The 13,331-nt window shown below is 70.8% G+C and carries 10 protein-coding genes and 1 tRNA gene; 6 read left to right on the top strand and 5 right to left on the bottom strand.

Annotated elements, in window-relative coordinates:
• Window positions 1-35 precede the first annotated feature (35 nt).
• Together ACT3SQ_RS01420 and ACT3SQ_RS01425 are read left to right on the top strand one after the other, a co-directional pair.
• Complete coding sequence (locus tag ACT3SQ_RS01420) at window positions 36-1,331, top strand: hypothetical protein (protein WP_441445090.1); 1,296 nt, start codon at window positions 36-38, stop codon at window positions 1,329-1,331.
• A 42-nt stretch (window positions 1,332-1,373) separates the two neighbouring features.
• The gene (locus tag ACT3SQ_RS01425) at window positions 1,374-2,432 is read left to right on the top strand and encodes a lipoyl protein ligase domain-containing protein (protein ID WP_442331922.1); all 1,059 of its coding nucleotides are present in this window, start codon (window positions 1,374-1,376) and stop codon (window positions 2,430-2,432) included.
• Window positions 2,433-2,455: 23 nt separating this feature from the next.
• On the opposite strand, the gene ACT3SQ_RS01430 is transcribed toward ACT3SQ_RS01425, so the two are convergent.
• Window positions 2,456-3,226: a metallophosphoesterase family protein gene (locus ACT3SQ_RS01430; protein ID WP_444501708.1), complete on the bottom strand. Its 771-nt coding sequence runs from the start codon at window positions 3,224-3,226 to the stop codon at window positions 2,456-2,458.
• Window positions 3,227-3,333: 107 nt separating this feature from the next.
• Here ACT3SQ_RS01430 and valS point away from each other — a divergent pair, with 107 nt between their 5' ends.
• On the top strand, window positions 3,334-6,006 hold the full coding sequence (gene valS, locus ACT3SQ_RS01435; protein ID WP_441445088.1) for a valine--tRNA ligase: 2,673 nt from the start codon (window positions 3,334-3,336) through the stop codon (window positions 6,004-6,006).
• A 150-nt stretch (window positions 6,007-6,156) separates the two neighbouring features.
• On the top strand, window positions 6,157-6,648 hold the full coding sequence (locus ACT3SQ_RS01440) for a hypothetical protein (RefSeq protein ID WP_441445087.1): 492 nt from the start codon (window positions 6,157-6,159) through the stop codon (window positions 6,646-6,648).
• Between the two features lie 211 nt (window positions 6,649-6,859).
• Here the strand turns inward: ACT3SQ_RS01440 and ACT3SQ_RS01445 are convergent, their stop codons facing one another.
• A complete protein-coding gene (locus tag ACT3SQ_RS01445; protein ID WP_441445086.1) occupies window positions 6,860-8,158 on the bottom strand; it encodes a WXG100 family type VII secretion target in 1,299 nt (432 codons plus the stop codon).
• A gap of 157 nt (window positions 8,159-8,315) precedes the next feature.
• Here ACT3SQ_RS01445 and ACT3SQ_RS01450 point away from each other — a divergent pair, with 157 nt between their 5' ends.
• Window positions 8,316-8,792 carry a hypothetical protein gene (locus ACT3SQ_RS01450; protein WP_441445085.1) on the top strand — a complete coding sequence of 159 codons (477 nt, stop codon included), beginning with the start codon at window positions 8,316-8,318 and terminating at the stop codon, window positions 8,790-8,792.
• 91 nt (window positions 8,793-8,883) lie between these two features.
• Here ACT3SQ_RS01450 and selB read toward each other — a convergent pair whose 3' ends face one another.
• The 3 genes from selB to ACT3SQ_RS01465 all read right to left on the bottom strand — a co-directional run bounded on the left by selB (window position 8,884) and on the right by ACT3SQ_RS01465 (window position 12,167).
• Entirely contained in the window at window positions 8,884-10,671 is a 1,788-nt protein-coding gene (selB, locus tag ACT3SQ_RS01455; RefSeq protein ID WP_441445113.1) for a selenocysteine-specific translation elongation factor, read from the bottom strand.
• A complete protein-coding gene (gene selA, locus ACT3SQ_RS01460) occupies window positions 10,671-12,014 on the bottom strand; it encodes an L-seryl-tRNA(Sec) selenium transferase (RefSeq protein WP_441445112.1) in 1,344 nt (447 codons plus the stop codon). The genes selB and selA overlap by 1 nt, the downstream gene beginning before the upstream one ends.
• A 58-nt stretch (window positions 12,015-12,072) precedes the next feature.
• Window positions 12,073-12,167 (bottom strand) — tRNA-Sec (locus ACT3SQ_RS01465).
• 75 nt (window positions 12,168-12,242) lie between these two features.
• Between ACT3SQ_RS01465 and selD the strand changes: the two genes are divergently transcribed.
• Window positions 12,243-13,268, top strand: a complete 1,026-nt coding sequence (gene selD / locus ACT3SQ_RS01470) for a selenide, water dikinase SelD (RefSeq protein ID WP_441445084.1) — start codon at window positions 12,243-12,245, stop codon at window positions 13,266-13,268.
• The last annotated feature ends 63 nt before the right edge of the window (window positions 13,269-13,331 follow it).

Here is a 13,331-nt window from a genome sequence, read left to right on the forward strand (position 1 = left end):
CGGACCGCCTGTGCCCGCCCTGGAGAAGGAGGATCATGGCCCGCTCGTACGCCACCGTCGGACAGATGCTCACCTATGCCGTGGATCGCTCCGCGCTCTCCCCCGATCTGGAGTCCTCGGCGGAGCGCCATGTGCGGGTCGAGGTGATCCTGCGGCACATGCTCGAGTTCGTGCTGATGTCCCCTCGCAGTCGGGACGCGTTCCTGCGCACGATCGCCCGCACCGAGCACACCACCGGCTCGATCGCCGCCGCCCCACGGCTGCGGAAGACCTCCCCCGATCTGCTCGCCGAGCTGCTGCCCACCGCAGGGGAAACCGACGACGGCGCCCGTCTGGGCATCGCTCTGCGCGTCGGCGGCCCGTTCTCCACCACCCGGCTGAGGGAGATGCGAGCGGCGCTCGGCCCCTCACCCCAGCACCTGCTGGTCGCGATCGCCCGACACACCGACCGCGCCGAACTCGACGGCGAAGTCCCCGACGGGGTCGTCGCCACCAGCTGGGCCCGAGTGGCCAGGCGGATGCCGAAGGCCGATCCCGGCCACGCCCACCTGTGGGAGACCCTCGGCGAGGTGGGTGAGAACGCCGGGCGGCCCGTCGTGCAGTTCCCCGTCGATGCGAAGAAGCTGCTGACGAAGACCTCCACCGCCCGCGAGTTCCGCGCCCACCTGGACGTGCTCCACCTAGCCAGCCGCACCCTGCTCGGCACGAGCCCGCACTTCTCGACCCGTCGCGGCCAGACCGGCGCCCACCTCCAGGCGGGTGTGGGACGGCATCGCACGGGCCTCGAGTTCGGAGAGGTCGAGCAGGGCACCCCGGTGCACTTCCTGCGCACGGGCGAGGACCCCGTCCCGCTGGGCATCGGCCGGATCGAGACCGACGAGGAGCGGGAGGCTGTCACGCAGCGCCTGGCGATGTTCTCCCGTCGCACCGCGTGGCGCACGGAGGCGGGGAGCCCGCCTGTCTCCGCTGAGCTGATAGGCGCGCCCGCGTCCCCCGAGCTGGAGGGAGCGCGGCTGCTGCTGTGGGCGCTGTTCAATCCCATGCTGCTGCGCGACCGCGGCTTCGAGCCGGCAGCCGCCAAGCGCCAGCCGGCACTGACCGCGACGTCGATGGGGATGCGGCTGCTGCACAGGGGGGACGAGTCCGGCACCGAGTACCGCCTGTGGGTGGGCGGGGAGCGCGAGTGGAAGAACCTCATCCCCCGCGTCACTCGTGAGGAGACCTCACGGCGCCCCGCCGAGACCTACGCGATCGCGCCGCGCAAGAGCCAGTCCACCGCGGATTTCGTCTGGGAGGTCCACCGCGCTCTGCGGTCGCTGACGATCCACTGAGGGACAATGGCAGGCATGGAAGAGCGCAACGACAGCACGGTGATGAACGGCCAGTACAAGGTGCGCGGCGGCAAGCTGGTCTCGGTGGACGTCACCGTCGCGGGCGGCCGGATCGCGACCGCCCACGTCTTCGGGGACTTCTTCCTCGAGCCGGATGATGCCCTCGAGGATCTCAACGCCGCGCTGGAGGGGATGCCCACCGACGCGACCGCCGCCGAGCTCGGCGCGGCGCTCACCACCCGGCTCGAGACCCGCCCGGACCCGGTGCAGATGATCGGCTTCTCCGTCGAGGCGGTCGCGATCGCGGTGCGCCGGGCGCTCGGACACGCGACCAGCTGGGACGACCTCACCTTCGACGTGATCGGCCCACAGGTGCTGCCGCCGGTGATGCACGTGGCGCTGGACGAGGTGCTGCCGAACGAGGTGATCGCCGGGCGTCGCAACCCTCACTTCCGGATCTGGGACTGGGACTCCCCGCTGGTGGTGATCGGCTCCTACCAGTCGCTGCGCAACGAGATCGACGCCGAGGGCGCAGCGAGGCATGGCATCGGGGTGGTGCGCCGCATCACCGGCGGCGGCGCGATGTTCATGGAGCAGGGCAACTGCATCACCTACTCGCTGGTGGTGCCCACCTCCCTGGTGGAGGGACTTAACTTCGAGCAGTCCTATGCCTATCTCGACGACTGGGTGATGGGCGCCCTCGCGGAGATCGGGGTGAAGGCTCATTACGTGCCGCTGAACGACATCGCCTCCGAGCAGGGCAAGATCGGCGGCGCCGCCCAGCGCCGCTTCGCGGGCGGGGTGCTGCTGCACCACGTGACGATGAGCTACGACATCGACGCGGACAAGATGAGCGAGGTGCTGCGGATCGGCCGCGAGAAGCTCTCCGACAAGGGCACCAAGAGCGCGAACAAGCGCGTGGACCCGATGCGCTCGCAGACGGGCCTGGCCCGTGAGCAGATCATCGCCGGGTTCCTGGACTTCTTCCGCGCCCGCTATGACACCGTCGACTCGGACTACACCGAGAATGAGCTCGCCAAGGCCCGCGAGCTGGTGGAGACGAAGTTCGGGACCGAGGAGTGGACCGCGCGGGTGCCGTGAGCGCTCGAGATGCGCGGTGAGGCTCAGCCACGCGGCGTGCTGAGCCCGAGCGCCGCGTGGTCCCCTCGGTACACCCCAGTGCGCAGCTCGATCTCGTACGCCTCGAGCTCGGGCATGCCGAGCGCACGGGCCGCCGCGATCTCGGCCTCGACGTCATAGGGCACCCGTACGAACTGGATCCCGAACGGTGCGTCCTTCCCGCCGTCCGGGTCGCCTTCGAGGATCGCGTAGGAGGGTGTCGGATCGTCGAGCTGATTGCCGACGCTGCCGACGTTCACCAGCGTCCCCTCCTTGCCGGAGCGCAGGAAGGGGTCATGGATGTCGCCGTAGACGACGACATCCGCGGGGCCGCCGTCCCCGGTGAACGGGGTGGGAGCGAACATCATCGCGAACTGCTCCGCACCGTGTTCGCGGTGCACCCGGGTGAACTCATCGACCGGCGAGGCGTGCAGCACCCGCACCCGTCTCCCGGAGAGCTCGAGGTCCAGGCTGCCGGGCAGGGCGAACAGCCACTGCCTGTCCTCCGCGGGAATCTCCTTCCGCCACCAGGCCTGGCCCTCGCTGCGCAGCTCGCCATCTCCGGCGACGAACACCTCCCAGTTCCCGCGCACGGTCGCCTCGCAGCGCTCTCGGGTCAGCGCCGAGCAGGCGGCGCCGCGGGGGCCCTTGCCCACTACATCGCCGAGGTTCAGGATCCGGGTGATGCCGCGCGCGGCGATGTCGGCGAGCACAGCGTCATAGGCGGTGAGGTTGCCGTGCACGTCGGAGACCACGGCGAGGCGTTCGAAGGACATCCCTCCACGGTACGGCCCGCCCCCGCTGCGCCCCGCCTCGTACGCGAGGGCGCTCACACTGTCGCCGCCTGCGTTGCACCCGAGCACAGACCTGGAACAATGTCCCCATGACCGACACTGCACCGCGCCCTGACACCGCCACGTCCATCCCCGATCGACCCTCCCTCGAGGGCCTCGAGGACAAGTGGGACGGCGTATGGAGCGAGCAGCAGCTCTACGCCTTCGACCCCGACACCACCCGCGACCAGGTCTTCAGCGTCGACACCCCGCCGCCCACGGCCTCGGGCTCGCTGCACGTGGGCCACGTGTTCGGCTACTCGCAGGCGGACATGATCGTGCGCTACCAGCGCATGCGCGGCAAGAACGTCTTCTACCCGCTGGGCTGGGACGACAACGGCCTGCCCACCGAGCGCCGGGCGCAGAACTACTTCGGCGTGCGCTGCGACCCCTCGCTGCCCTATGTGGAGGACTACACGCCCCCGCAGGAGGGCGGCGACAACAAGTCTTCCAAGCCCGGGAACCAGGTGCCCGTCTCGCGCCGCAACTTCATCGAGCTGTGCGAGCGCCTCACCGCGATCGACGAGAAGTCCTTCGAGGAAGTGTTCCGCACCCTCGGCCTCTCGGTGGACTGGAACTACAGCTACCAGACCATCAACGCGCACTCCCGCGCGACCTCCCAGCGTGCCTTCCTCGAGAACCTCGAGGCCGGTCAGGCGTACCAGTCCGAGGCCCCCACCATGTGGGACGTCACCTACCGCACCGCGGTGGCGCAGGCCGAGCAGGAGGACCGCGACCGCGACGGCGCCTACCACCGCCTCGGCTTCACCCGCACCGACGGCACCGGCGAGCAGGTCGTCATCGCGACCACCCGCCCCGAGCTGCTGCCCGCGTGCGTGGCTCTTGTGGCCCACCCGGACGATGAGCGCTACCAGGGGCTCTTCGGCAGCACCGTCACCTCTCCCCTGTTCGGGGTCGAGGTGCCCGTGCTGGCGCACCCCCTCGCCCAGCCCGACAAGGGCGCGGGCATCGCGATGATCTGCACCTTCGGCGACTCGAACGACGTCACCTGGTGGCGCGAGCTCGAGCTGCCCACCCGCTCCGTGATCGGCCGCGACGGCCGCTTCCTGACCGAGGCGCCGTGGATCACCACGCCCGAGGGCCAGGCGAACTACTCCGAGCTGGCGGGACTGACCGTGTTCAGCGCGCAGAAGCGCGTGGTGGAGATGGCGACCGAGTCCGGAGACCTCACCGGCGAGATCGAGAAGATCTCCCACCCGGTGAAGTTCTACGAGAACGGCGACAAGCCGCTGGAGTACGTCACCTCCCGCCAGTGGTACCTCACCAACGGAGGCCGTGATCAGTCCGAGGGCGGCCTGCGCGACGAGCTGATCGCCCGTGGCAAGGAGCTGACCTGGCACCCCACGTACATGGAGTCCCGCTACCGCAACTGGGTCGAGGGCCTGGCCGGTGACTGGCTGATCTCCCGCCAGCGCTTCTTCGGTGTGCCCTTCCCGATCTGGTACGCGGTGGGCGCCGATGGCGAGACGGACTACGACACCGTGCTCACTCCGTCGGTCCAGTCACTGCCGATCGATCCCACGATCGACGTGCCCGACGGCTTCGAGGAGTCCCAGCGCGGCGTGCCCGGCGGCTTCGTCGCCGACCCCGACATCCTCGACACCTGGGGCACGTCCTCGCTGACCCCGCAGCTCGCAGGTGGCTGGAACTCCGACCCGGAGCTCTTCTCCAAGGTGTACCCGATGGATCTGCGGCCCCAGGGCCACGACATCATCCGCACCTGGCTGTTCTCCACGATCGTGCGCTCCCACCTGCAGCAGGACTCGCTGCCCTGGAAGCACGCTTCGATCAACGGCTGGATCCTGGACCCGGACCGCAAGAAGATGTCCAAGTCCAAGGGCAACGTGGTCACCCCCATCGGTCTGCTCGAGCAGCACGGCTCCGATGGGGTGCGCTACTGGGCCGGTCGTGCCCGTCAGGGCGTGGACACCGCCTTCGACGAGGGGCAGATGAAGATCGGCCGACGCCTCGCGATCAAGATCCTCAACGCCTCGAAGTTCGCCCTCGGCTTCGGGGACGCCCCGGCCGATCCCGCCGGACGCCTCGCCGCAGATCCTGCCGTGGTGACCGATCCGCTGGACCGGGCGCTGCTCGCACAGCTGGCGGATGTCATCGAGCAGGCCACCGCCGCGAACGACGACATGGACTACGCCCGCGCGCTCGAGGTCATCGAGCCGTTCTTCTGGGCGTTCTGCGATGACTACATCGAGCTGGTCAAGGAGCGTGCCCACGGCAACTCCCCCGCCGGTGAGGCCGGGGCAGCTTCGGCCCGGGCCGCGCTCGCGATCACGCTCGAGGTGCTGCTGCGGCTGTTCGCCCCCGTGGTCGTGTTCGCGACCGAGGAGGTCTGGTCGTGGTGGCGGGGTGGCAGCGTGCACACCCAGGCCTGGCCCGAGGCCGCTCCCCTGCGGGAAGCGGCAGCCGGTCAGGACGCGGCGCTCGTGGACACGGTCGCGCAGGCCGCGATCACGCTGCGGCGCATCAAGTCCGATGCGAAGGTCTCACAGAAGACCCCGATCCTGTCCGTCACGGTCGTGGCCCCACAGGCGGCGCTCGCCCACCTCGAGGCCGCCGCCGGTGACCTCACGGCGCTGGGCCGCATCGAGAAGCTCGAGCTGGTCGCCGGTGAGGTCGAAGGGATCCTCACCCGCGATGTCGAGCTCGGCGAGCCGCCGGTCAAGCAGCCCCGGAACCAGGGCTGAGCCCGCGCAGGCTCGTTCTGCACAGTCGCAGTCTGCGCAGGCCCGGCTCAGTCTGCGCAGACCCGACTCGGCCTGTGCAGACCCGACTCAGTCTGTGCAGACCCGATCGTCGCCGGAGCTGAGTGGCCGGCGCTGTGAAAAGGAGACCCCATGGGCTTCGCCACCGTCCGGGCAGGATCCAGCTCCGGACTCATGTGGGCCGGTGCCGCGGTCGCCGCCACCGGAGTCTTCACTGCGCTGTTCGCCGTGGCCCTGATCGTCCAGGGTGAGGTGCTGGGTGCCGTGCTCGTGGTGCTGCTCGGACTGCTTGTGGTCGGGGTCGGGGTCGCCCTGTTCCTGCTCGCCCGCCGGGCCTGCGCACGTCTGGATGCCCGCGGGGTCGCCTGGTCCACGATGTTCGGAGCTCGCAGCTTCGTGCCCTGGGAGCAGGTCCACCAGGTCGTGGTCCCAGGGATGCACGAGCGAGGCGACTCGGTGCTGCTGTGGCTCCGGGACGGCTCCATGGTGCCGATCACGCCGCTGCGGAAGACGCAGAGCGCCGGCGACAGCACCGGCCCTCATCCGTGGTACGTGCGTGCCGGTGCCGCTGTGATCAGGGCGCATCAGCAGTGGCTTGCGCAGAACCCCGAGTCCGGGCGCTGAGCCCGCCCGGCCGGGGCTGCTGGGCTGAGCCGGCCAGGTCAGAACGGCCAGTTTTACTCGACGAAGTTCTTCGCCCCGTCGAAGATGCCGGAGGCGTCGTCGATGATGTTCTCGAGGTCGTACTCGCCCGTTCCGAAGGGCCTATATCTCCCGTGCGGAGATGCCCATGGGGGGAACTCCCCTGCCCGGTCTCGTCGTCACCGAGGAGCGCTCAGAAGGGCCACCGGTCCGCCACCCAATGTCCGGCATCGCGAGCTGCTCCGGAGGCATCACCGAGCGCGTCATCGATGTTGTAGTCACCGGGGGTGAAGGAGTCGACGATGGCGTTGGGGTGGATCGCGACCGAGAGGTTACCGGTACCTCCCCCGTAGACGGCGAACTCGCCACCGAGGCCGAAGGAGATCTCATCGGTCGAGACGGAGCCGCCGGTCGACGCGCCAGCACCGAAACCTGCCTGGCCGCCCACAGAACCCTCGCTGGAGAACCAGCCTCCGGGACTGGTCCGCTCGAACTTCACCGCACCCTCGGCGCCTGCGAAGGCCTCAGCTCCCGCGCCCCACTCAGCGCCGTTGACCTGGCCGTCCTCGTTGCGGGTCAGGTTCGCGTAGGCGTTGGTCTCGGCGTGGGCGCCCGCATAGCCTTCGACACCGATCTCGTAGCTCGAGCCCATCGGCCCGTGGAAGGTGTTCGAGATATCGCCGTAGACCCCCGCTCCGGCGCGGACGCCGGCGCTCGCCCCGTCAGGGCCGAGGCTGGCACCGCCCTCAGCATAGGCTTCCGCGCCGATGCGTCCGTCGGCCGAGATCAGGGGCTTGCCGTCAGGGCCGTAGACCATCTCGTCGAAGCCGACCTCGGCGCCGGCCCGAGCACCTGCACTCGCGGTGTAGTTGCCGTATTCGTCCTGGGTGGCGTGAGCGCCCGCACTCGCACGGGTCTCGGCGTAGCCGTCGAAGTACCCTCGCTCGTTGTCGATCTCCCTGCCGTCCCAGTGGGAGCCTCCTGCGTCAGACTGGCCGACCGGGCGTCCGTCGGCGGCCACCTGCCCCTCGCCGAAGTCCTCCCCGGAGCCGTACATGTGGTGATCACCCTCGGCGTCCCCACCGGTGAACCAGTCGTCCAGTCCGTCGGCCAGGTCACGGATGACGTCAGGGGTCAGCGGGAGGCCGATGAGCGGGCCTCCGAGGAGGGGCAGCTGGACGTGGAGATCACCGATCAGGTCGAGCAGGCCACCGCCGCCGCCGTCCACTGCCGACGCCTGGTCCTGCTCTTCGGCGTGCTGATCGAGCTGGTCGCCCTTGCCGCGGAGGGTGTCCGCCTGCGTATGGAGTCCGGGCTTGACCGTCCCGTGCCACTCGGCACGGAAGGCGTCTGCGTCGGCGCCGATCCAGGCTGCCGCATCGATCGCAGCGGTGACCCGCTCGGTCAGCTCGATGAGGGCCTGCGCACCCTGCCGGGATGCATCCCCGTGCTGTCGCAGCTGATCCGTGTCGCTGCCGTAGAAACCCGCCATGCCGCCCGTCCTCACTTCTGGTCCCCGAACATCACGAGGCTACCCAGTGGTCATCGCCGTGCCCATGGGGACAACTCCCCATGTGCCGACGATCGATGGTTCAGCACCGGGACAGTAGTGTGGCCGGGTCCGTCCCCTTTCACGTCGGAGAACCCTCTTGAGCATCACTATCCGCAGCGTCGCCGCCAAGGTGAACTACGCCGTCGGACCCTTCGTCATCCTGATCGGGATCGCAGCCGGCATCACGGCGATCATCCTGACGTGGGCCCTGGAGAGTGCCGGCTTCCTCATGCTGTTCCTCCCCTCGCTGCTGGCGATCGGCGCGGGCGTGTTCATCCTCTGGGCGGTGCAGCGCTCTGGGCTGCGGATCGACGGGCAGGGTTTCAGCTGGTGCGGGGCGTTCAAGGCTGCGCAGTCGTTGCGCTGGGAGCAGGTCCATCAGCTGCTGCCTCCCCCGCCCGGCAGCCCCCGGACCGTCGTGATCGCCCAGCTGCACGACGGCCGGCAGGTCGAGGTCAGGGCGATCTGGGAGTCTCCGACCTCACCTGCCGCGCTGCTGACCCCGGCCGACCACAGCAGGGCCCAGAACGCTCTGCTCAACGCTCATCAGGAGTGGCTCGCCGCACGGCGTTGAGGCAAGGCGGGCCCCCGCAGACGACCGTTTCCGTCCTCGAACCTGCGGAGACGGCCCGGCACATGCTGCGCTGCCCGGTTCAGCGCACAGCTCAGCGCACGACCTCGCGGTGGCCGGGATCCGGGCGGCGAGTCCAGCCGCGGCTGTCGAGATGCTCGAGCAGCGGTATCGCGACTCGGCGAGTGGTCGCGAGCGCCTGCCGGGCCTCGCTCGTGGTGAAGGGCTGCGGCAGCGCGGCGAGGGCGCGCATCGCCAGCGCGGGCGCCGCGGGCAGCAGGATCACCTCGTCCGGCAGGCGCAGCAGCCGTCCCTGCGCGGCTGCGGCCGCGAGCTCTCTCGGCCCGAGTCCCAGCGCGGCGAGATCGTCGGCCTCCGGCGCGGCGAAGGGTGATCGCGCGAGCCGCTCCTCGAGGGTGCGGACGCCAGCCTCGGCAGCGCCGAGATCCTGGCCCGACTCCGCATCGCGCACCCGACCCTCGTGCTGGACGAGTCCGGCAGCAGCCACCACCAGGTCGAGCAGCGCCTCGTCAGGCAGCGCAAGCGCATCGATCGCGGCCCTGCGCGGCAGCCCAGCGGTGAGCGGATCGGTGCGACGCTGCTGAGCGACGCGCTCGCCCAGCTGCTCCGCCCAGCCCGTCCTCGCCTCCGCATCCACCAGCCAGTCCCCGTGGCGGTGCACCGTCTCCGGCAGCGGGACCGGCAGCGTCATCCCGTAGCGGAGGAGGAGGGAGGCACGCACCGCGCCGCGGCGTCGCACTTCGAGGGCGAGGTCGCCGCCGAGCGGCATCTGTTCGAGCACTGCGCGCTGCCGGGCGCCGTCGCCGCGCCGCTCGAGGGAGGGAGGGTCGAGGTCGAGCGCCTGCACGCCGTTGCGCACCGAGTGGCTGCCGCTGCTGCGCAGCACCAGGTGGTCCCCGAGCTGGAGCGGGAGCGGGCGGTCCAGGGTGAGACGCGCGTGGTCGGGCCCCAGCGGGCGCACCCGCGCCCCGACTGCGGCAGTGCCGATGTGGGCCACCAGCTGCTGCGGGGCGTCCTCGAGGGATGTCCCGGTGCTGCGGCGCACGTCCAGGAGATGCGTGAGCTCCCAGGTGTCCGGCGTGAGCAGCACGTCGCCGCGACCGATCTCCTCGGTGCTCACCCCACGCAGGTTCACCGCGGCACGGCTGACCGGTCCCAGCTGAGGGACCTGGCCGCCGCGGCTCTGCAGGCCGCGCACCACGACCTCTCCGCTGCGATCAGCGCCGCACAGGGTGAGGCGGTCCTCGCGCCGCAGGGTGCCGGCGGCGAGGGTGCCGGTGACCACGGTGCCAGCTCCGGAGATCGAGAAGGCACGGTCCACCCACAGCCGCACCCGCTGCGCGGTGGAGGGTTCGCGGGCGGAGCCGACCGCGGCATCCAGCAGCGTGCGCAGCTCGTCGAGGCCCTGCCCGGCGACTGCGGAGATGCCGACGGCGGGCGCGCCTGCGAGGCCGGTTCCGGCGAGTTCGCTGCGGGCCTCGGCGATGACCTGCTCGACCCGGTCGGGGGCGAGGTCCATGCGGGTGATGACGATCAGGCCCTGGTCGATGCCGAGCGCCGCGATCGCATCCCGGTGGTCGCCGGACTGAGCCTGCCAGCCCTCATCCGCGGCGATCACGAAGCACACGATCGGGGCGGGGCCGAGGCCGGCGAGCATGTTGCCGAGGAAGCGCTCATGACCGGGGACGTCGACGAAGGACACCTCTCGGCCCGAGGGCAGCGCGGTCCAGGCGAAGCCGAGGTCGATGGTCAGCCCGCGCCGCTTCTCCTCGGCCAGCCGGTCCGGCTCGATCCCGGTGAGAGCTCGGATGAGGGTGGACTTGCCGTGGTCGACATGACCTGCGGTGGCGATGACCTGCATCATCGAGAAGTCTGCTGCAGGCGCCCGCGGGCCGCGGCCACGGCCAGGACGAGATGCGCATCCTCAGCGGCGGGCACGCAGCGCAGGTCCAGCAGGCAGTCGCCGTCCCGCACGGTGGCGACGACCGCCGGCTCACCGGTGCGCAGCGGGGCGGCGAGCTCGGGCTCGAGGGCGAGCGCCCAGCCGGGCAGCGGGACCTCGGCTCCTCCCCCGCCGCCGACCCGGCCCTCGTGGGCGAGCACGCGCCCGCCGAGCTGCACGGCGAGGCGCTCGGTGCGCTCGCGCAGGGCGGCCGGGTCCTGGCGCAGCGCCTCGAGCACCGGGGGGACGGGCCCTCCGAGGGTCGCCTCGAGCGCGGCGAGGGTGAGCTTGTCCGCGCGCACGGCCCGGGCCAGGGGGTGCCGGGCGAGGCGCGCGATGATCTCGGCGCTGCCCAGCAGGATCCCGGCCTGGGGGCCGCCGAGCAGCTTGTCCCCGCTGGCGATCACCAGGTCCGCTCCCCCGCGCAGGGCGGTGGCGGCATCGGGCTCCTCCGGCAGCAACGGTTCGGGGGCGAGCAGTCCGCTGCCGAGGTCCGCGATCAGCGGGACGCCCGCCTCGTGACAGGGGCCGGCGAGCTCGCGCAGGCCCACCTCGGAGGTGAAGCCGATGACTCGGTAGTTGCTGGTGTGGATGCGCAGCACGCAGCCGGTCCCGGGGCCGATCGCTCCTGTGTAGTCGGCGAGGTGGGTGCGGTTCGTGGTGCCGACCTCGCGGAGTTTCGCGCCGGTCGAGGTGATGAGGTCCGGCAGGCGGAAGCCGGCACCGATCTCGATCATCTCCCCGCGGCTGAGCACCACTTCGCCGTTCCCGGCCAGTGCCGTGACGGCCAGCAGCAGTGCGGCCGCGCCGTTGTTGACGACGAGCGCGTCCTCGGCCTCGGGACAGGCGACCAGCAGCGCCGCCCGGGCCCCGGCGCCGCGGCGGGAGCGGGCACCGGTGCCGAGGTCGAACTCGACGTCGGTGTATCCGGCGGCATCCTGCAGCGCGGTGCGTGCAGCCCCGGAGAGCGGCGCTCGGCCGAGGTTGGTGTGGACGATGACCCCGGTCGCGTTCAGAACCGGGCGCGAGGACCCGGCGGGACGACCTCCAAGGGCCGCGAGGATCTCCTCCTGCACCTGTTCGGGGGTGATCTCACCCGTCCGGGCGCGGTCCTGGACCGCGCGCACGATGCCGACCACCACGAGCTCGCTCAAGGTCGCTGTCGCGGCGACGACGTCGGGATGGGCCAGCAGCTGGTCGGTGCGCGGTATCCGACGACGCGGGTCCGGGCTCTCCTCGCCGGGCTGCGGGGGCACGGGCATGGGCACGGGACCTCCTGGTGCCGACGGGGCGGTGCCACCTGCGGGGGCGGCGAATGCATGGCGGAGGCGGACGGGAATCGAACCCGCCAGACCGAGATGCTCGGTCTCACCGGTTTTGAAGACCGGGGCGCCCACCAGGACACGTACGCCTCCGCGCACCAAGCTATCACCGCCGGACCAGGGACGACTCGCCCCGCACGGGCGTCTGCGGCGACATAGGCTCGATGCATGAACGAGAACCTGATCCGTCCCGTGTCCCAGCCCGCGATCCGTCTGACCACCATGGCGCACGGCGGCGGCTGCGCTTCGAAGATCCCGCCGGGTGAGCTGGAGGAGGTCGTCTCCGCACTCTCCGGGCAGCAGTACGAGCAGGTGATCGTGGGCCTCGAGGACGGTGACGACGCCGCCGCGGTGCGGATCGGCGGGCCCGATGGCACCACCGCTGTGCTCTCGACCGCGGATTTCTTCACCCCGGTGGTCGATGACGCCTTCGACTGGGGTCGCATCGCCGCCGCGAACGCCCTCTCGGATATCTACGCGATGGGCGGCGACCCGGTGGTGGCGATCAACCTGGTGGGCTGGCCCCGCGGGGTGCTCCCCTACGAGTTGCTGCAGGAGGTGCTCGCGGGCGGTCTTGCGATCGCGCAGGAGGCAGGGGTGCCGGTCATCGGCGGGCACTCGGTCGACGATCCGGAACCGAAGTACGGCATGGCGGTCACCGGCACCGCGCACCCGGACCGTCTGCTGCGCAACGACGCCGCCGAGGCAGGACTGCCGATCACGCTCACCAAGCCGCTCGGCGTGGGCCTGCTGAACAACCGGATGAAGAGCACCGGTGAGGTCTCCTCCGCGGCGATCGAGACCATGACGACCCTGAACCGCGATGCCTCGAAGGCGGCACTCGCCGCCGGCGCGAAGGCGGCGACCGATGTGACCGGATTCGGTCTGCTGGGACACCTGTTCAAGATGGGTCGCGCCTCCGGGGTGGGCATGGTGATCGACCGTGCCGCGGTGCCGCTGATCGACGGGGCCGCCGAGGCGCTGCGCGACGGCTACGTCTCCGGTGGGACGCGACGGAACCTCGAGTGGGTGCAGGCCAGCAGGGGGCTGCGCGCCGGGGCCGGCATCACCGAGGAGGATCTTCTGCTGCTGGCCGACGCGCAGACCTCCGGCGGGCTGCTGGTGATCGGTGAGGTCCCCGGCTATCCGATCATCGGCGAGACCGTGGAGGGCTCGGGCATCGACGTGCGCTGAGAACTCCTGCACTGAGGATTCCTGCGCTGACATTTCCTGCGCCGGGAACTCCCGCGCCGGAGC

This window comes from Brachybacterium sp. AOP42-C2-15, assembly GCF_052377065.1.
In the GTDB taxonomy this organism is placed as follows: Bacteria; Actinomycetota; Actinomycetes; order Actinomycetales; family Dermabacteraceae; genus Brachybacterium.

What these genes read in the sequence shown, in the direction of transcription:
- ACT3SQ_RS01420 (WP_441445090.1), top strand. Translation starts at nt 36, where the DNA reads ATGGCCCGCTCGTACGCCACCGTCGGACAGATGCTCACCTATGCCGTG.
- ACT3SQ_RS01445 (WP_441445086.1), bottom strand. Translation starts at nt 8,158, where the DNA reads ATGGCGGGTTTCTACGGCAGCGACACGGATCAGCTGCGACAGCACGGG.
- selB (WP_441445113.1), bottom strand. Translation starts at nt 10,671, where the DNA reads ATGCAGGTCATCGCCACCGCAGGTCATGTCGACCACGGCAAGTCCACC.
- ACT3SQ_RS01440 (WP_441445087.1), top strand. Translation starts at nt 6,157, where the DNA reads ATGGGCTTCGCCACCGTCCGGGCAGGATCCAGCTCCGGACTCATGTGG.
- ACT3SQ_RS01430 (WP_444501708.1), bottom strand. Translation starts at nt 3,226, where the DNA reads ATGTCCTTCGAACGCCTCGCCGTGGTCTCCGACGTGCACGGCAACCTC.
- valS (WP_441445088.1), top strand. Translation starts at nt 3,334, where the DNA reads ATGACCGACACTGCACCGCGCCCTGACACCGCCACGTCCATCCCCGAT.
- selD (WP_441445084.1), top strand. Translation starts at nt 12,243, where the DNA reads ATGAACGAGAACCTGATCCGTCCCGTGTCCCAGCCCGCGATCCGTCTG.
- ACT3SQ_RS01425 (WP_442331922.1), top strand. Translation starts at nt 1,374, where the DNA reads ATGAACGGCCAGTACAAGGTGCGCGGCGGCAAGCTGGTCTCGGTGGAC.
- selA (WP_441445112.1), bottom strand. Translation starts at nt 12,014, where the DNA reads ATGCCCGTGCCCCCGCAGCCCGGCGAGGAGAGCCCGGACCCGCGTCGT.